Raw genomic sequence first — 18,273 nt, forward strand, 5'->3', positions numbered from 1 at the left:
CGTGCATGGCTTTGGACGAAATGCATCAGGCGGCACGCTCCAGCGCGCCTTGCCTGGCGCGGTCGAGAACGCCGAGAAAAGTCGCGAACTGGCTGTCGGGGTTCATTTGGGGCCGCTCCGAAAACAGCTGCGCCGCCGCCGACAGCCGATCGTACTCGGCCTTGTCGCTCCATAGTCGCCTGACCGCGGCGACCCAGTCGTCGAGCGGTGCATCATAGTCGAGCACCACGCCGCCGGCGCCAATCGCTTCCGGCAGGCCGCCGCGACGGGACCCGACGACTGGAATGCCGCTGCAATGGGCCTCGGATGCCACCCGCCCCCAGGCTTCTTCCCATTTGCTGGGCGCCAGCAGAATCTTGGTGCGGCCATAGACGGTCTTCATGTCGCTGGTGCGGCTTTCCAGCCTGACGTTGCGCAGCGGGGCGATGATCTGTTCGATCTGCGCCCGATGGTCGTCGTCGAGCTTCCAGCTTTCGACGAACAGGAACGGAATTTCTGGGCATTGGCCGGCGATGCGCACGGCGAGTTCGAACCCTTTTTCATTGTAAGGATTGATCAGCGTGACGAATTCACCGGTGGTCGGCGTGCTGTAGAGCCCGGGATTGATGGTCGGCGGGATCACGGTCGAATCGATGCCGAACCTTTCCTTATAGGTGCGCGCAGTGAATTCGGAGTTGGCGATATAAAGCGCCGAATGCAATTCGCGCAGGTCGCCGGCCAGTTCGTGGAATTCGACGTTCCGCAGATAGACCACCAGCGGCACGCCGAGCGCCTGCAGCGCCTTTCCGATCGGCACCGATTTGTGGCACTGCACGACGGCGACATCGGGATCGAGCCGTTCGACCGCGAAGCGCGCCGCCTCCCAGGGAAACCATGCCCGCACGACCGGATAGCCGGGATAGCTGTCGATGACCGCTCGCTGGCGAAGCAGCTTCATCTTGGCGCGCGCCTTGAAGCCGAACATGCCGTCACCGAACAGCGCCGCCAGAACCGAGGCGTCATGACCGTGCTCGCGCAGCTGCTCGACCAGATGATGCGTGCTCGACTGAACGCCACCGCTGAACTGCGGCGTGTAGCCGTTGCCGCCCGCAAACAGAACTTTCATGGACCTGGCTCCTTGCTGGACCGCCCTAGCGTCACGCCGCCATTCTGCCGATGCTGTGGTATTCGATGCCGTGGCGGGCGATGACCTTGGGGTCGTAGAGATTGCGTCCGTCGAAGATGACGGGCGTGGTCAGCGCGTTCTTCAGCGCATCGAAAGACGGCGCGCTGAAGCTTTTCCACTCGGTCACGATCAAGAGCGCATCGGCGCCTCGCAGCGCGGCCTCCTTGGTGCCGCACAGTTGCAGGTCGTCGCGCAGCCCGTAGATCGCCTGGCATTCCTGCATCGCCTCCGGATCATAGGCCTGCACATTGGCACCAGCGGCCCAGAGCGCTTCCATCAGCGTGCGGGCCGGGGCCTCGCGCATGTCGTCGGTATTGGGTTTGAAGGCCAAGCCCCACAGCGCAAATGTCTTGCCTTTGAGATTGCCCTTGAAATAGCGGTCCACCTTCTCGAACAGGACCGACTTCTGCTGGTTGTTGCGCTCCTCGACGGCACGCAGCAGCTTGGCGTCGAACTTGACGGCCTCGGCGGTCTTGATCAGGGCACGCACATCCTTCGGGAAGCATGAGCCGCCATAGCCGAGGCCCGGATAGATGAAGTGGTAGCCGATCCGCGGGTCGCTGCCGATGCCCTTGCGGACCTCCTCGATGTCGGCACCCAGTTGCTCGGCTAGGTTGGCCATTTCGTTCATGAAGCTGATCTTGGTCGCCAGCATGCAATTGGCCGCATATTTGGTGAACTCGGCACTGCGCACGTCCATCACGATCATCTTTTCGTGGTTGCGGTTGAAAGGCGCGTAGAGCTCGCGCATCACCGCCTCGGTGTCCTCGTTGCTGGTGCCGACGATGATGCGGTCGGGCTTCATGCAGTCGCTCACAGCGGACCCTTCCTTGAGGAATTCCGGATTGGAGGCGACGTCGAAAGCCAGATCCTCGCGCCCGCGCGCCTTCAGCGTTGCGGCGATCCTGGCCTTTATCCTTTCGCAGGTGCCGACGGGCACGGTCGACTTGCCGACGACGATCTTGGGCTCGTCCATCTCACGGCCGATGGCCTCGGCGACGGCCAGCACATATTTGAGGTCTGCCGAACCATCCTCGCCCGGCGGCGTGCCGACGGCGATCATCTGAATCTGGCCATGCTTGATCGCCGCGGCGGCGTCGGTGGTGAACTTGATGCGGCCGGCGGCATGGTTCTCCTTGACCATATTTTCGAGCCCGGGCTCGAAGATCGGGACATGGCCCTGGTTGAGCCGTTCGACCTTTTTTGCATCGATGTCGACACAGACCACCTGATGGCCGACTTCGGCAAGCACCGCCGCCTGTACAAGACCGACATAGCCGATTCCAAAGACAGTCAAATTCATTCGGTTTCATTCCTGTTCAAGGCTTCGGGCCTGTTCGAGCTTCGGTTTTCCGACCACCTTCGGCCCGGCCGGTTCAGATGCGCTTCTAGTTTGTGTTGCATGCCAGCGATTCGGGGAATTGGCAGGGCTGGCCAAGTGCGGTGAATGCAACGCGATCCACCTGCGTGGTGAGCTTGCGGCCGGGATCGGAGAACGGCCCCATCCAGCCCTTCATCGTATCGCTGCCCCACAGGCTGAAATAAATCCTTTGCGAATGGGTGGGCAGCTTCGCCGGATCGGTGATCTCGTGGACAAGCTTGCCGTTGACGTACCAGCGCAGCCGGTCCTTTTCCCAGACGAAGGCGTAGTCGTTGAAGGCCTTGTCGGTGCCGCCAGCGACGTCGACCAGTTTCTCGTTCTTGCCTTTGCCGGCTATGTAGGCGTTGACCTGAACCTTGGACGTGTCCTTGGTCAGCACCTCGAAGTCGATTTCATCATGCGGCTGCTTGTCGGCATCGCCGACGAAGCTGAAGAATGCCGCGTTGACGCCGGAGCCCGTGTCGGTCTTCATCCGCGCCTCGTAAGTGCCGTAGCCGAAGCGCTGCTTGGTCTGGATCTCGGCGCAGGCGAATTCGCGATCCTTCAGCTTGCGCTTCTCGAAACCGAGCGTCAGCATGCCGTCGGAAAGCCCGATCAGGCTTTTGGACCAGGTGCAGTTCTGATGCTTGCCGTTCGTCCAGCCGTCGGAAATGTACCAGCGCGCGCGACTGAGGCTGGTGAAATCATCGACAAAGGACGGCGCGGTTGGGAGATCCTGGGCGCGCACGGGGACCAGGCCCGCAACCATGCTGCCGAGAACGACCAGCAGAAACGCGCCGTCTGAACGGAGCCGCTGCAGCTTGCCTGGGATCGGGCGCGTGAACGGGGTGCCGCGGGTTGCCGGGGCGGACGTGCTTTTAGGATCTGTATTCATATCAAACTCACCTTGTGCTGTGCGCCCCCAAAGCGATCGTTCGAACCGTGACGAAACAACCTGATCTTGACCTCTGTCGCTCCCAAGCTCCGTGTTGTGCCTAAAACCATTGCGCCGACCCGGAGTGTTCGCTCAGCCTGTGCCGGAATCGGCGGGCTTCACAAAATCGGTCCTTATGTCGGGACCGTTCTGCCGCTTCTCCTCGAAGAGTTCATCCAGCGAATGACGGAGATCCTTCATCATCTGCATCTGGCGCGACAGCGCTGCGATGCGCCGCTCGCAATTCAGGATCGACCTGGTCAGTTCGCCGACTTCGGAAGACCTGCGAGAGGAGACCGCTCCGTTCTCCATCGCCTCGACCAGAAAGGCGGCATTGGTAGCCGTCGTCCTGTAGCGGTTCTCAAGGCCGCTCTTCTCCGCCTCGACTTCGGCCGAGATCTGGTCCAGCAGCTTTGCCAACCGATCGAGGCGCGAGGTGTCGGTCTGCGTGTCGCGCGCCGGATCTCTCGATCGGAAGCGAAAGATCGAGGCCATGCAGTCAGCGCCCCATCATCGTCGAGCTGGTGAACGGCCTTAGTGCCCGTCCACATTCAAAAGACATTTCTTGCATCGTCCAGCTCCTCCGACAGGGTATGTCTCGGGCCAGTTCGGTTGGCCGTCCAAAATTGCTGCACCGCAACATAGATTGCCATTCCCTGCGCGGATAGGCAACCACCTAGATCGTAAACTCATGAATCTCGTTGAAACGGTCCGAGCCGACCGAAGGGTAAGGGAGTAGCTACCGCCGTCGCACGTTGACGGGCCTAGCTTTCGCTGGCCGTGCTGGTTCCGGCCATGAGGAAGCGCAGCGGCGGCACATGCTGACGCTTCGCGGCGAGGCCGGCGCGGCGAAACAGCGCATCCAGCTTATCGGAGGCGACGCCGCGGACGACGGCTGTGAGGTTGGACGAGCCGGCCAAGGCGTAGGCCGCGGCCGGCGCCAGCCCGCGCTCAGCCTTCACGTCTAAAAACTTCCGCAACCGGTATTTGTCGCGGATGTGCCGCTCGTGCCTTCTCAGCGCAGCCTTCGATGCCTCCGGCAAACTGTCGATCGCAAGCAGTGCCAGGTCGGCATCGGCCAGATGCTTCAGGTCCTGGGTCTTGTGCCGTCCGCTCAGCGAATCGGCGCGCACGATCGCGCCGTAGCCACAGGATTTGATGACCTTGAAGCGCGCGCCATGGGCAACCGCGCGCGCATAGAGTTCATAGTCTTCACCCAGGCGCAGCTTCTCGTCGTAGCGCAGCCCATGCCGATCGAGAAAGGCGCGGCTGATCACTGGCTTGAGGAAGCCCAGTTCCCCGCGTTGCACACGGCGCCTGGAGATGTTGGCGTCGATGAAACCCTCGAAATCGAGGAATTCCGGCTCGGGCGAGAACGGTGGAGCAACGATTTTCGAAACGTCGGTTGCCGCGTCATCCCTGACAAGCATGATGTTGTCTGCGGCGAAATCCCAATCGGTGCTGGCGAACAGTCGGTGAAACCTGCCTTCGAAAAAGAAATCATCAGCGTCCAGAATGCTGATGAACGGCGACCTGGAACCGGCTATCGCGGCGTTGCGTGCAAAGGATGGGCCGCGATTGACGTCGAAGCGGATGACGGAAAGGCGGCCCGTGCCGTCGCCGGCCGCGTGGGCGACTTTCGCGGTATCGTCGGTAGACGCGTCGTCGACGACGACAACTTCCGCAACCTCAGGCTCGCGTAATGCCGATGCAATGGCAGCCGGGATTGTCCGCGCCGCATTGCGGGCGGCGATGATCACGCAGACCTGGAATGATGTCATGGACATGCCTCTCGATTGCAGAAGTCGTTGCGGATTTCCTCGCCCCGTCCGCTCAATGCCCCACCGCCCATTCTGAAATGCATCGGCCCAAACGCATATGCTGCAAGTGCGAAGCAAGCATCGCCAAAATCATCGGCGCCGTCCAGTTTTTCATTTTGCTGGGTGTCATGGCCCGGTTGGGCAGGCGGCGAGCCTCAATCGGGATGGCTCCAGAAATGCGCCGCTTGGCAGAGCCGTTCCTACACGCTCCATCAGAGCGCTCGACTGGCAGAAACCAGTTGCTGATCCTCGCCGACCGGACGGCGGCGGGGCGGAGCGAGCGCGTCGAGGCCCGCAGTGTCGTCGAGGCCCGCAGTGTCAAGGAATTGAAAGAACAGGAATGCCGACTGCCGGTGTTGTTGAGGCGAGCAATTCGTCAGAGGACCGGCGAGCTTAACCACAGGTCACATGGACATCGCAGACCGCGGCCAGGCCCGAAATCAGTGAAGGCCTCTCCTGGCGCTGAGTTTCTCGCCTTCGGCCGCTTCGTTCGAACTCAGCTTTCGTTCAGCGTCGCGAATTTTGTCGGCCGGGGTCGGGGCATTTCTGGCGACCATGGCAAAGACCAGCAGAAAATAACCCAGTTGGATGACTATGGCACAGCCGATGACGCGAAACAGCGTCGTACCGAGCGAGGCGCCGCCCAAATAGGACCAGACGATCACGATCGCCAGCGCAAAACACATTCCGATAATGAACTTTGGCAGTGACATACCCGATAGCCCATCAACCGGCTCGGGAAAAAATGTCGACAAGCCCACCCCGAGCACCTCCCTTAAACTCTGCGAGCTTATTTAGGTTGCCCGCTTCTGGCCGGTTGCTTCCGGCCTAGCCCAATCTGTCCATAGTCCGACAGAAACAATTTGCAACTCTATTGAGCCGCGCAATAGGCGGCAAGGGCAGCTGCGGAATAATTTTGAACGAATCCTCGGGATCGACTCTGCCATGGTGCAATGCACACATTGGCATCACCACTGATTGCCGGATATCGACCAGCTCCAGTAAGATTTACAATATTGACTAGTAATTTGTCATAACATCAGTCGTTTCTTTGAAATTCTAAATGACGGCGAAGCTCCACTGCAGGGTATAAAGAGCGATTCGCCTAAAATCAGCCCCAAAATTGGACTAGCTTTTCCAAAATTGCCCATAATCTGTCTCTTTTGTGACATAAAGGCGAAATTTTGTGCAGGACGAGTTTATTATTTAGTCAGTTCATGACGCGACTATTACAGCCGTCTGGGAAATTGTGTGTTGCGCTGCAACATTTTTTTGGTATCGTGCGGTAAACCATCCGTTCAACGTATGGAGTTTACGCATGAGGGACGTAGCCAAGCCGGCCGACGCGGATTTTTCGCAGGCCGGCGTCGATTTTCCGCCACCGATTGGCGGCCTGCTCAAACGCAGCTTCGATATTGCCGGTTCGCTGATCGGCCTGGTCGCTCTCAGCCCGCTGTTCGTGATGATAGCGCTGCTTGTCAGGTTTTCCGATGGCGGGCCGATTTTCTATGGTCACAGCCGGATCGGCCGCGGAGGACGGATTTTTCCGTGCCTCAAGTTCCGCACCATGGTTCCAGACGGCGAGCGGGTGCTTGCTGCCTATCTCGCCGCGAATCCGGAGGCCAACGCCGAATGGATAGCGACCCGCAAGTTGAAGAACGACCCGCGGATCACGCGCGTCGGAGCGGTGCTGAGGAAGCTCAGCCTCGATGAGTTGCCGCAGATCATCAACATCCTGCAGGGGGATATGAGCCTGGTCGGGCCTCGTCCCGTGGTGCGCGATGAGCTGGAGATCTATGGCAATTCGGCCGTCTATTACCTGAAATCGCGCCCCGGCCTCACCGGGCTCTGGCAGGTCAGCGGACGCAACGATGTTTCGTATGACAGCCGCGTCGCATTCGACAGGCACTATGTCGAGAACTGGTCGATGTTCGAAGACATCCGCATCATCATCAAGACCGTACCTGCGGTCTGGATGTCGCGAGGCTGCTACTGACGGCCGCTTGCTGGCCGTGCATCGAGGAGCGACTGTCCAGAATTCGGGCCCAGAACTCAGGCCCCTAACTCAGGCATCGGCAGCTCATCGGGCGGGGCAAACCAGATCGGAAACGCTCAGTTGAAAGCAGATATAATCGATATCTTTTGCACCGGCATTCTCTCCAGACGCATGCGGCGAGTACGGCTTTTGACGACTTGCCTTACAATGGCCACCGGCCTGACGCTGTCGCTAGCCCTGCCACAGTTTGCCTTCGCCGACGACTATCGCCTAGGAGCACAGGACAAGCTGACCATCCGCGTGGCGGAATGGCAGACCGTCGAAGGCACGTTCCGTGACTGGTCGGCCATCAATGGAGAATACACGGTCGGCCCCGCTGGAACCTTGTCGGTTCCCTTCGTCGGCGAGATGCCCGCATCCGGCAAGACGACTTCGGAGATCGCGGCATCGCTCGGTGAGGCGCTGCAGCGCAAGCTCGCTCTGGCCGACAAGCCGGAGGCTTCCGTCGAAATGGCGCAGTACCGGCCATTCTACATCTCTGGCGAGGTGCAATCGCCCGGCCAGTATCCTTGTGTGCCTGGGTTGTCCGTGCTGAAAGCGATGAGCATTGCCGGCGGAGCCCGGCGGAACCCGGAGAGCGGACAGCGCTACGACCGCGACCTGATCAGTGCCAAGGGCAATTTCGACGTACTACAAGACCAATTGGTCAGGCTGACCGTCAAGCGCGCCCGCATCGAAGCGGAACTAGCGGACAAGCCGACATTCGTGGTGCCGAAAGAGGTGGCCGACGATCCGAAGCTGCCCAGCATCGTTGCCGATGAGACGGCGATCCTGGCGGCCGACCAGAAGAAACTCAAGCTGCGCTTGCAGGCGCTCGACGATTTGAAGGCGCTGCTGCAGAGCGAGATCGATTCGCTGCAGAAAAAGATCGTCAACCAGCAGAAGCAGGTCGATCTGGCGAAGGAGCAGCTCAACGGCATCGGCTCGCTGGCGCAAAAGGGCCTGGTCGTCAACACGCGGGTTTTGAACTCGCAGCAAACCATCGCCGACCTTGAGGGCCAGATCCTGGATTACGAAACGGCGATTCTCACGGCCAAGCAGTCGATCAGCAAGGCCACCCAGGACGCCATCGATCTGGAGAACACCCAGAACTCCAGCCTCGCGACCGACCGGCAACAGACGGAAGCCGATCTCAACGAGGTGATGCTGAAGCTGAATATGGAAAAGGCCTTGATGTCCGAAGCCTTGTCGGGCAGCCCCATGCCGCAATTCTACGGCAACAACGAACCAGCGGCCTTGTCATTTTCCCTGGTGCGGGTGGTCGACAGCAAGACCAGCGAAATCACCGCCGATGAAGACACGCCGGTGCTGCCAGGGGACGTGATCAAGGTCAAACCGGCGCCCCTGGCCATCCAGTAGCTTCTTTCCACCGGAGCAAAGCACCAACCCCGCAGGCAGCGGTCTGCGGGGTTTTTGCGTTTGGGATGTTATGGGTCAGAAAACAAGGCGGCCTTCGGGCAACGAACCGCCTGGATCCGCCCGCTCTAGCCTCGCACGGCGTCCGGTTCCTCGAGATGGTTCACGGCGCTCCACCGGGAAGGAGCGACGGCCGGCACCCTCACCAGCTTGAAGTAGCTGTAGTACAGCAGGAACGATCCCATGATGTAGGGATTGAGGGTCTCGACCTCGACGAAGGATCGGATGAACAGAAGCACCATGACGCCGGCAAGAATCACGGAGTCGGCTTGCCATGTCCTGAATATCAGCGCCGAGACGTGACCCCAGAGCGTGCGCAGGATGATCAGCGAAAGCAGTGTCGCGCCGACGAAGCCGAGTTCCACCAAGGTCTCGATGTAGGTGTTGTGGAAGTGGAAGCCGCTTCGCGCGGCGATATAGAATTCGTTCCACAGCCGCTCGGCCTCGGAGAAGCCCTGCACCCAATAAGCCGCGTAGCCGACGCCGAGGATGGGCGATTGCTGCGCGGCATTCCAGCCCTGTTGCCAGAGGTAGGTTCGTCCGGTGAGCGTCGAATCCTTGCCGAAAAGGCCAAGGACAACGTCCATCAGCCCGAGATTCAGCGCAATCACGGTGCAGGCGACCAGCCCGCCCGCACCGATTATGAAAATCACCCGGCGATGGCGGAGCGAAAGCAGCTTGCCGATGGAAAGCAGGGCGACCAGAGCGAGAACCGCCGGGGTCGACGCCATCGAAGTGGCCGAATGCGACACGACCAGCAGATAGCCCGACAGAAGGACGATCGGTACAATCAACAAAAAGCTTATGCGTCCGCGCCTGAGAAAGGCGAGGTAGACAACGCAGAAATAAATGCCGAGCGATGCGACAAAGCCGATCTGGTTCTTGGAGCTGAAAGCGCCGACGAAATTATACGTCCCGTCGAGAACGTCGTAGGAATAACTTGCGACCTTGAGCGAGTAGAGCAGGACGACGAAAATCCCGATCAGGGCGCCTATGGTCAAGGTCCGGACGCTGACGGTGCGCGCGGCAATGTAGGCGCAGGCGATATGGGAGCAATATTGGACGGCCGTTCTTGCCGTGGTGCCGGGAGCCGCCGACCAGAACACCGAGAAGCAGACATAGGTTGCAAAGGCCAGCGGAAGCCAGGCGCTGGAAGCGTGCCTTAATATCTTGCGGTAGTCGACCAGGATGAGCGGTAGCCAGACCGCATAATAAGCCAGGATCATGGCCTGGCCGAAAATGGTCGAGTAGGAGAACGCCCAGATCGAGACGGCAACGGCAAAGCTGCCATAGACCGTGTTCTTGTCCGGATCGATCAACAGAGATTTTGGAATCTTCATCTCGATAGCGGTTTTCCGTCCTTGCAGCTCAATGCCGATTTCATGGGCCGCTCGTGGGCCGATTCGTCGGATCGATGGGAGCCTCGCCTGCAGGCGCTCGCATTGTGCAGTGCAATATAACCCATCCGGCGCCGCCTGTCACCCGGATGCCAACCGGGCGCGTCGTTCCAGCCGTTCTCTCCATACCGGGCGAGACGATTTGGCCAGAAGGCAGTGCCGTACAATTGACCGGTGCTGGCCCATCATAAGCTGTTCTGAGGTTGCAAGTCCGCGCTTGAACTTGTCCTCCGTTGACTTCACATTCGCCGCCGATTGGGAGGAAGACCACATGCCGATGAGTTTCGCGGGACGATTTGCCGGACGATCTGCTGTTATCACCGGCGGCGCCTCAGGCATCGGCCTGGCCGTCGCGCAAAGGATCACTGACGAAGGCGGGCGTGTTTCGGTCTGGGATCGCGATGCCGCCCAGATCGAGCAGGCCAAGGCCATTGTTCCAGGCCTGCACAGCGTCACCTTAGACGTCGCCGACCCCATAGCGGTCGAAGCCGCCGCCGGAGAGACGATCGAAGCGCTTGGCGCGGTCGATGTCCTTGTCACCAGTGCTGCCATCACCGGGCCGAACATGACGACCTGGGAGTATTCGGTGGAGGATTGGCGCCGGGTCACCGACATCAACATCAACGGAGTCTTCTTCTGCAACAAGGCGCTGGTCCCGCATATGCTCGAACGCAATTACGGCAGGATCATCAACATCGCCTCGATTGCCGGCAAGGAAGGTAACCCGAACGCCTCGGCCTACAGCACCTCGAAGGCGGCGGTGATCGGCATGACCAAATCGCTCGGCAAGGAACTGGCCAAGACCAAAGTAACGGTGAACTGCGTCACGCCGGCGGCCGTGCGCACCGCGATCTTCCAGCAGATGAGCCAGCAACACATCGACTTCATGCTGTCCAAAATACCGATGGCGCGGTTCGGCGAGGTCGAGGAGGTGGCGGCGCTGATTTGCTGGATCGCGTCCGAGGAATGCTCGTTCACGACGGCGGCCGTCTTCGACGTCTCCGGCGGCCGGGCGACCTACTGAGGCGGGGCCGGACGCAAACCGCCCGACCGGATCGCGGCGCCTCAGTCGTGAAGCTCCCGCGAGATCGGCGGGCCGATCGAAAAGTCGCTGAATGTCACTTCGAAGCCCTCGCGCTGCGGCGAACAGCACATCATGCCGACATCGACCGTTTTCGACGGGGGGAAATAGGCAAGCCGCACCGGTTTCCAGTGCTTGCCAGATGCGTCGCGATACTGGACGCGGATCGTCTCGGCATGGCGGGTCAGGCGGATCCTGACCCCGCCGGGGTCGGCGGGAATGCTGGCCAGCGACCAGTCGGAGGCATCGTTGGTGACGACGACGGAAAAATACATCAGCCCGTCGGTGTATTCGATGCCGGCCTTGATCCAGCGCGTCTCGCTCAGGCGGACCATAAGCCCGGCCTGATCGTAAAGCACCTCATAGTGCCCCTTGACCGTGACTTCGGCGCTGAAATCGCCCTCGACCTCACGATAGAGGAAATGGCCATTGTCGCGCCAGAAGCCGTAGAACGTCTCGCGCCAGAAGTCGGTCTCCTTGCCGGTCCGTACATGCACCGTATTGTTGCCGAAGGCGTGGTGCGGCGGCGGATTGAGCCAGGTCAGGTCCGTATTCTCAGATGTCATCGATTTGCTCGCCTGCCTGGCTGGTCTGCCGCCTTTTCTTAGCCGGCAAACGTGTAAGCGGTCTTCACCATGGTGTAGAACTCTGCGGCATAGCGGCCCTGCTCGCGCGGGCCGTAGCTCGATCCCTTGCGCCCGCCGAAAGGCACGTGGAAGTCGACGCCGGCCGTCGGCAGGTTGACCATGACCATGCCGGCTTCCGAATTGCGCTTGAAGTGCGTGGCATGCTTGAGGCTCGAGGTGCAGATGCCGGACGTCAGCCCGAACGGCGTGTCGTTGGCCACCGCCAGCGCCTCGTCATAATCCTTGACGCGGATGACGTTGGCGACCGGGCCGAAAATCTCCTCGCGCGAGATGCGCATGGCGTTGGTGGTTTCGGTGAACAGCGCAGGCTGCAAATAGAAGCCGCGGGTTTCGCGATCGAGCCGCTCGCCGCCGAAGGCGAGATCGGCACCTTCCTGACGTCCGATGGCGATATAGTCCTCGTCCTGTTTGAGCTGGCTCTGGTCGACAACCGGCCCGATCTGCGTCTTGGCATCGAGAGCGTCGCCGACGACCAACTTGGCCATGCGGTCCTTGAGCGCCTCGACGAAGCGGTCGTGGATGCCGTCCGTCACCACTAGGCGGGACGACGCCGTGCAGCGCTGGCCGGTCGAGAAGTAGGCACCGTTGATTGCGCATTCGACGGCGACGGCAAGGTCGGCATCGTCGAGCACGACAAGCGGGTTCTTGCCGCCCATTTCGAGCTGGAACTTGCGCATGTGCTCGACGCTGGCGGCGGCGACGCGCTTGCCGGTGCCGACCGAGCCGGTGAAGGTGATGGCGTTGAGGTCGGGGCTATCGAGCATCGCCTGGCCGACCACCGAACCTTTGCCCATGACCAGGTTGAGCACGCCCTTGGGCAGGCCGGCGCGGTGCAGGATGTCGACAATAGTCCAGGCGCTCTCCGGAACGAGTTCCGCCGGCTTGAAGACGATGGTGTTGCCGTAGGCCAGCGCCGGAGCGATTTTCCAAGCCGGGATGGCGATCGGGAAATTCCATGGCGTGATGATGCCGACGACACCGACCGCTTCGCGGGTGATCTCGACGCCGACGCCGGGCCGCGCGCTCGGCACCAGCTCGCCCGACAGGCGCAGCGTCTCGCCGGCGAAGAAGTCGAATATCTGGGCGGCCCGCACAGTCTCGCCGATGCCCTCGACCAGCGTCTTGCCTTCCTCGCGCGCCAACGCCTGGCCGATTTCATCTTTCCGCGCGGTGATCTCGTCCGACGTCTTCCTCAGCACCGCATGGCGTGCCAGCAGGCCCGATCGGGACCATGCCGGAAATGCCGCTTTCGCCGCCGCGATGGCCTGCCGGGCGTGCTCCGCGCCCCCCGATGCATATTCGCCGACCACGTCGTCGAGATTGGACGGGTTGATGTTGCGGGAGCCGGCATCGCCTACCCACTCGCCATCGATGAGGTTCTTTCGAAACGGGATCATGTTGCTGTCTTCCTTGTCGTCCTTCGATCGCCGTCTATCTGGACCACCGACCGACGCACCGCAAGGCCGAAGAAGGCAAACTTCTCCTTCTCGACAGGCATGTGATAGGTGTCGGGGGCGGGAAAAGACGATTCTGGTGTGATGCGACGCGGATCGCACGGGAGGTAAAGTATCATGTCCGACAGCGCCTTGCCGCTGGTGATCAGCGCACCCGAACCGCGCACACTCGACCTGATCTTCACGCCGGCTGCGCTGGCGAAATTTCGATCGAAATACCGCATCGTCGAAACATCGCCCGAAGATGTCGCAGCCTTGCCGGCTGATGTGCTTGCCGAAACCCGCTACATCGTCGGCCAGCCGCCGATCACGCCGGAGACGCTGGAGAAAATGAAGGCGCTGCGCTGCGTCTTCAATGTCGAGAGCAACCTTATCGACAACATGCCGTACGAGGCGCTGTTTTCGCGCGGCATCCATGTCGTCACCACCGGGCTGGTGTTTGCCGAGCCGGTGGCCGAGCTCGGCCTTGCCATGGCGCTCAACCTCGCCCGCGGCATCGTCGACGCCGATCTCGCTTTCCGTCACGGCAAGGAGCTGTGGGGCGGCGACGGCAACCGGACGGCGCGGCTTCTTTCCGGCGCGGATGTCGGCATTATCGGCTTCGGCGATCTTGGCCGTGCGCTCAACCGGCTGCTGTCAGGCTTTCGCACGCGGACAAAAGTCTTCGACCCGTGGCTGCCGCCGTCGATCCTTATCGAAAACGGCGTCGAGCCGGCCTCTCTCGACGACGTTCTGTCGAACAGCGATTTCATCTTCGTCGTCGCTTCGGTGACCAGCGAAAACCAGGGTTTCCTTGGTGCCGAGGCGTTTGCCAGGATGCGCAAGGGAGCCGCTTTCATCCTGCTCAGCCGAGCCGGCGTGGTCGATTTCCCGGCACTGATGGACGCCGTCCGCAGCGGCCATATCGTCGCCGCCAGCGATGTTTTTCCTGAGGAGCCTCTGGCCCAGGATCACCCGGTCCGTACATTGCCGGGGTTCCTGCGCTCCGCCCACCGGGCCGGCGCGCTTGACATCGCCTTCAAGCGGATGGGCGACATGGTGCTGGAAGACATGGACCTGATCGACCGCGGCCTGCCGCCGATGCGTTCGAAGCGGGCCGAGCGTGAGACCGTTTCGCGAATGCGTTCGAAGCCGGTCGACAAGAATTAAGCCGCCTGCCGACGGTCGCACATGCTCAGACGGTGAAGGACCAAAACAGGCAGGCCAGTGTCGCTGCGGCGAAGACGACGAAGAACAGGCTTCTCAACAAGATGTTGCGGCGCAGCTCGTTGATGAACGGATGGCACCCGACGACGGCTGCGACAAACAGGAAGCGCCAGTTCAGCAGTGCGGAGAGCACATCGCGCTGACCGAAAGCAAATCTCGCGGCGAGACATCCAACGATGAGCGCAAACAACACGATGACCGTCCAGAAGATCGCATCGGCGGCATGTGTCAGGACGATGCCAGCGAGCCTGATCGGCAGAACCATCATCAGCAGTGCGCTGAAAAAATAGATCGCCGCGAGCGGAATGAACGTCCCCGCATCGGCGACGTCGCTCAAGCGCTTGGCGCCGATCGCGCCATAGGGATAGCCATGCCTGGCCACCGCCAGGCTGAGCGCCATCAGCAAGGCCGTCAGCACGGCGGCAAGCGCGAATGAGGTCAGGGCTTTGCTCATGGGGCTCCCGTTCCGAGCGAATCGAAGTCAGAACGTTGGTAGCCCATGGTTTGTAAATTGCTAGTAAGCTCATGCAGCGGCGCGGCAAAGTTCCTCCGCGCATCACTCCGCAGCTTGCAGACGCCGCCCGTCGATAATGGTCTTGATCTCGGCGCGGCAAGAGCCGCAATTGGTGCCGGCGTGAAGGACGGCGCCGATTGCCGCGACGCTGGTACAGCCGCCGCGTACCGCTTCCGCGATCTGGTTGGCACCGACCCCGAAACAGGCGCAGACGATGGCACCGCGGTCGACGCTGTTGCCGCCCGGCCGCCCGGCGACAATCGCCAACCGCGCCTGCCGATCGGCATGGTCAGCACCAAGTTGTTCGACCGCCCAGCCGCGCGACACCGCCACCGGGGTAGGCGCCAGATAGAGCGAGCCGACCAGCCGACTGCCCGCGAAACGGGCGAAGCGATGGTGCCCGCCGGCGATGTCGTGATAGGCGAGCGTCTCGCCTTCGAGGCCGAACAGCGAGGCGGCAAACCCGGTCCAGTCGCGGCTGTCCTGCAGCGCAATTTCGAGGCGCCAGCCGGCGGGGCAGCGGGCGAGGCTCCAATAATCGGCGTCGATCGAGGCGGGCCGTTCGGCAAGCACCGCGAAACCGAAGGCTGCGGCAGCGAAGCGTTCGAGGCGGGCGGCAACGTTCTTCGAGGCCGGCTGACCTGAAATCGCATCGGTCGTCGGCGGGACCAGTGCATCGACACGCGCGCGGGCGGAGATCTGATCGGTCCAGTGCATCGGAACGAATACAGAGCCTTGGCGTTGGCGCACCGTCACCAGCGCGCGGACCAGCACCTCGCCATGGCCAGTCGAGACGCGCACGATGTCGGCATCGCCGATACCATAGTGCTGCGCATCCGCCGGGTGGATTTCGACGAACGGTTCGGCCATGTGCTGCGACAGGCGCGGGCTCTTGCCGGTCCGCGTCATGGTGTGCCAATGGTCGCGGACGCGCCCGGTGTTGAGGACGAGCGGGTAGTCCGGGTTGGTGCGGGTTTGTGCGGCTGGGCGGATGGCAATGAAGCGCGCCTTGCCGTCGGGCGTGTAGAAATTGCCGTTGGCGAAGAAGCGGGTGCTGGCTGAGCTATGTCCAGCCTGAACACCCCCCTCTGGCCTGCCGGCCATCTCCCCCTCAAGGGGGGAGATTGGCGGCTTTGCCGGCACCGCCTTTTCAGCAATGGCAACGATTGGCGAAACCGGTGGCGACATCCAATCTCTCCCCTTGAGGGGGAGATGGCCGGCAGGCCAGAGGGGGGTGCCTTGGCTCGGCGCTGGCCATTGGAATGGCGCCAACTCCTCATACGTCCGTGCATCAATCCCGGCGTACGCGCCTATATCAAAATCGCGAACGCCATCATTCTCGAAGCCCGACAGCGCCGCGTGCTCGGCGAAGATGTCGGCCGGCGACACATGCGAAAAAGCCTCGCCGAAGCCCATCCGCTTGGCGACTTCAGCGATGATCCACCAATCTGGCCTTGCCTCGCCGGGCCTGGCCAAAAAAGCCCGCTGGCGCGAGATGCGGCGCTCCGAATTGGTGACGGTGCCATCCTTTTCGCCCCATGCGGTGGCCGGCAGCCGGACATGGGCGTGGCGGACCGTGTCGGTCTCGCCCAGCACGTCCGAGACCACAACAAACGGGCAGGCCCTGATCGCCGCCTCGACGGCATCGGCGTCCGGCATCGAATCGACCGGGTTGGTGGCCATGATCCACAGCGCCTTGATGCGTCCGTCGGCCACCGCTTGGAACATCTCGACCGCTTTCAGGCCGGGTTTTTCGGCGACGGTTGGGGCATTCCAGAAGCGCTGCACGCGTTCGCGGTGCTCGGGGTTTTCGATCTCCATGTGGGCGGCCAGCATGTTGGCCATGCCGCCGACCTCACGGCCGCCCATGGCGTTGGGCTGGCCGGTCACCGAGAACGGCCCGGCGCCGGGCTTGCCTATGCGGCCGGTGGCTAGATGGCAGTTGATGATGGCGTTGACCTTGTCGGTGCCCGAAGACGACTGGTTCACGCCCTGGCTGTAGACGGTCACCGTCTTCGCCGTCGCGGCAAACAGGCTGTAGAAGCGGGCCAGTTCGTCCTCACTGAGACCCGTGGCAGCCGCGATGCCGGCAAGATCGAGCGCCGAGGCGGCGAAAAGCGCTTGCCCGAAGCCGGTCGTGTGCGCCGTGATATAGGTGCGGTCCAGCGCGTTGTGCTGGCCGAGATAGGCGAGCAGCCCGGTGAACAAAGCGACGTCGCCATCGGGCGCGATCGCCAGATGCATGTCGGCGATGTCTGAGGTCATCGTGCGGCGAGGGTCGATCAGCACCACCTTCATCTCGGGCCGCTTTTCCCGGGCAGCGGCAATGCGCTGGTAGAGTACCGGATGGCACCAGGCGAGATTGGAGCCGACCAGCACGATCAGGTCGGCAAGTTCCAGATCCTCGTAATTTCCCGGAACGGTGTCCGAGCCAAAGGCGCGGCGGTGGCCGGCGACCGACGAGGCCATGCACAGGCGCGAATTGGTGTCGATATTGGCCGAGCCGATAAAGCCTTTCATCAGCTTGTTGGCGACGTAATAGTCCTCGGTCAGCAACTGGCCGGAAACATAAAAGGCGACCGAACCGGGGCCGTGTTCGGCAATGGTTTGCGAGAAGGTCGAAGCGACAAGGTCGAGCGCTTCGTCCCAGTCGGTGCGGCGACCGCGGATCTCCGGGTATAGCAACCTGCCGTCGAGGTCGATGGTCTCAGCCAGCGCCGAGCCTTTGGAGCAGAGCCGGCCGAAATTCGCCGGGTGGTCCGGGTCGCCACGAACGGTTAGTTCACCGTCCGCGGCGACCTTCGCCAGCACGCCGCAACCCACCCCGCAATAGGGGCAGGTGGTCCTCACCTCGCGCGCTTCATCAATCTGCATGGTTCACGCCGCGCGGCTGGCCAGCGCTTCCAGCGCAATGAACAGCCGCTCGCCGTCGATCCGCACCGCAATGGTGCGCACCGCGCCCTCGTCCGCGCCGAGCGCCTTGCCTGTCTCCAGCGAGATCACCCAATTGTGCAAGGGACAGGTCACCGCCGTGCCATGGACGATGCCCTGGCTGAGCGGCCCACCTTTGTGCGGGCAATGGTCGTCGATGGCGAAGACTTGATCGTCGGCCGTGCGGAAGACGGCGATCTTGCCTTCGGGCGTGGCGACGCAGCGCGCGCCGCGACGCGGAATGTCCGAGAGCGTGCCTATCGATACCCAGTTCATGTGGCTATTCCTCTTT

The 18,273-nt window shown here is 61.8% G+C and carries 16 protein-coding genes; 4 read left to right on the forward strand and 12 right to left on the reverse strand.

Annotated elements, in window-relative coordinates:
* Window positions 1-25 precede the first annotated feature (25 nt).
* The 6 genes from NKK47_RS18450 to NKK47_RS18475 all read right to left on the reverse strand — a co-directional run bounded on the left by NKK47_RS18450 (window position 26) and on the right by NKK47_RS18475 (window position 6,040).
* Complete coding sequence (locus NKK47_RS18450; RefSeq protein ID WP_352568351.1) at window positions 26-1,105, reverse strand: glycosyltransferase; 1,080 nt, start codon at window positions 1,103-1,105, stop codon at window positions 26-28.
* A gap of 31 nt (window positions 1,106-1,136) precedes the next feature.
* Window positions 1,137-2,468, reverse strand: a complete 1,332-nt coding sequence (locus tag NKK47_RS18455; protein ID WP_352448451.1) for a UDP-glucose dehydrogenase family protein — start codon at window positions 2,466-2,468, stop codon at window positions 1,137-1,139.
* An 85-nt stretch (window positions 2,469-2,553) separates the two neighbouring features.
* Complete coding sequence (exoK, locus tag NKK47_RS18460) at window positions 2,554-3,420, reverse strand: endo-1,3-1,4-beta-glycanase ExoK (RefSeq protein ID WP_502905011.1); 867 nt, start codon at window positions 3,418-3,420, stop codon at window positions 2,554-2,556.
* A 132-nt stretch (window positions 3,421-3,552) separates the two neighbouring features.
* Window positions 3,553-3,954, reverse strand: coding sequence for a hypothetical protein (locus NKK47_RS18465; protein ID WP_352577818.1), 402 nt, complete (start codon window positions 3,952-3,954; stop codon window positions 3,553-3,555).
* A 269-nt stretch (window positions 3,955-4,223) separates the two neighbouring features.
* On the reverse strand, window positions 4,224-5,246 hold the full coding sequence (locus NKK47_RS18470) for a glycosyltransferase family 2 protein (protein ID WP_023676309.1): 1,023 nt from the start codon (window positions 5,244-5,246) through the stop codon (window positions 4,224-4,226).
* 473 nt (window positions 5,247-5,719) lie between these two features.
* Entirely contained in the window at window positions 5,720-6,040 is a 321-nt protein-coding gene (locus NKK47_RS18475; protein ID WP_352454700.1) for an exopolysaccharide production repressor protein, read from the reverse strand.
* A gap of 557 nt (window positions 6,041-6,597) precedes the next feature.
* On the opposite strand from NKK47_RS18475, the gene NKK47_RS18480 reads away from it, so the two are divergent.
* Both NKK47_RS18480 and NKK47_RS18485 read left to right on the forward strand, forming a co-directional pair.
* A complete protein-coding gene (locus tag NKK47_RS18480) occupies window positions 6,598-7,275 on the forward strand; it encodes a sugar transferase (RefSeq protein WP_023717993.1) in 678 nt (225 codons plus the stop codon).
* Between the two features lie 207 nt (window positions 7,276-7,482).
* Complete coding sequence (locus NKK47_RS18485; protein ID WP_352577829.1) at window positions 7,483-8,694, forward strand: polysaccharide biosynthesis/export family protein; 1,212 nt, start codon at window positions 7,483-7,485, stop codon at window positions 8,692-8,694.
* Between the two features lie 125 nt (window positions 8,695-8,819).
* Here NKK47_RS18485 and NKK47_RS18490 read toward each other — a convergent pair whose 3' ends face one another.
* On the reverse strand, window positions 8,820-10,091 hold the full coding sequence (locus NKK47_RS18490; protein WP_352577819.1) for an O-antigen ligase family protein: 1,272 nt from the start codon (window positions 10,089-10,091) through the stop codon (window positions 8,820-8,822).
* Between the two features lie 328 nt (window positions 10,092-10,419).
* On the opposite strand from NKK47_RS18490, the gene NKK47_RS18495 reads away from it, so the two are divergent.
* Complete coding sequence (locus NKK47_RS18495) at window positions 10,420-11,172, forward strand: SDR family NAD(P)-dependent oxidoreductase (RefSeq protein ID WP_023676304.1); 753 nt, start codon at window positions 10,420-10,422, stop codon at window positions 11,170-11,172.
* 41 nt (window positions 11,173-11,213) lie between these two features.
* Here the strand turns inward: NKK47_RS18495 and NKK47_RS18500 are convergent, their stop codons facing one another.
* Complete coding sequence (locus NKK47_RS18500) at window positions 11,214-11,795, reverse strand: DUF1349 domain-containing protein (protein WP_352568352.1); 582 nt, start codon at window positions 11,793-11,795, stop codon at window positions 11,214-11,216.
* Window positions 11,796-11,833: 38 nt separating this feature from the next.
* Window positions 11,834-13,270 carry an aldehyde dehydrogenase family protein gene (locus NKK47_RS18505; RefSeq protein WP_352577830.1) on the reverse strand — a complete coding sequence of 479 codons (1,437 nt, stop codon included), beginning with the start codon at window positions 13,268-13,270 and terminating at the stop codon, window positions 11,834-11,836.
* Window positions 13,271-13,447: 177 nt separating this feature from the next.
* Here NKK47_RS18505 and NKK47_RS18510 point away from each other — a divergent pair, with 177 nt between their 5' ends.
* Window positions 13,448-14,479 (forward strand): hydroxyacid dehydrogenase, encoded by a 1,032-nt coding sequence (locus tag NKK47_RS18510; RefSeq protein WP_352568353.1) that lies wholly within the window; start codon window positions 13,448-13,450, stop codon window positions 14,477-14,479.
* A gap of 25 nt (window positions 14,480-14,504) precedes the next feature.
* Here the strand turns inward: NKK47_RS18510 and NKK47_RS18515 are convergent, their stop codons facing one another.
* The 3 genes from NKK47_RS18515 to nirD all read right to left on the reverse strand — a co-directional run bounded on the left by NKK47_RS18515 (window position 14,505) and on the right by nirD (window position 18,257).
* On the reverse strand, window positions 14,505-14,990 hold the full coding sequence (locus NKK47_RS18515) for a hypothetical protein (RefSeq protein WP_352577820.1): 486 nt from the start codon (window positions 14,988-14,990) through the stop codon (window positions 14,505-14,507).
* Window positions 14,991-15,092: 102 nt separating this feature from the next.
* Window positions 15,093-17,924 carry a nitrate reductase gene (locus NKK47_RS18520; RefSeq protein WP_352577821.1) on the reverse strand — a complete coding sequence of 944 codons (2,832 nt, stop codon included), beginning with the start codon at window positions 17,922-17,924 and terminating at the stop codon, window positions 15,093-15,095.
* Window positions 17,925-17,927: 3 nt separating this feature from the next.
* On the reverse strand, window positions 17,928-18,257 hold the full coding sequence (gene nirD, locus NKK47_RS18525; RefSeq protein ID WP_023676297.1) for a nitrite reductase small subunit NirD: 330 nt from the start codon (window positions 18,255-18,257) through the stop codon (window positions 17,928-17,930).
* Window positions 18,258-18,273 lie beyond the last annotated feature (16 nt).

Source organism: Mesorhizobium sp. M0019, from assembly GCF_040323975.1.
Taxonomy (GTDB): Bacteria; Pseudomonadota; Alphaproteobacteria; order Rhizobiales; family Rhizobiaceae; genus Mesorhizobium.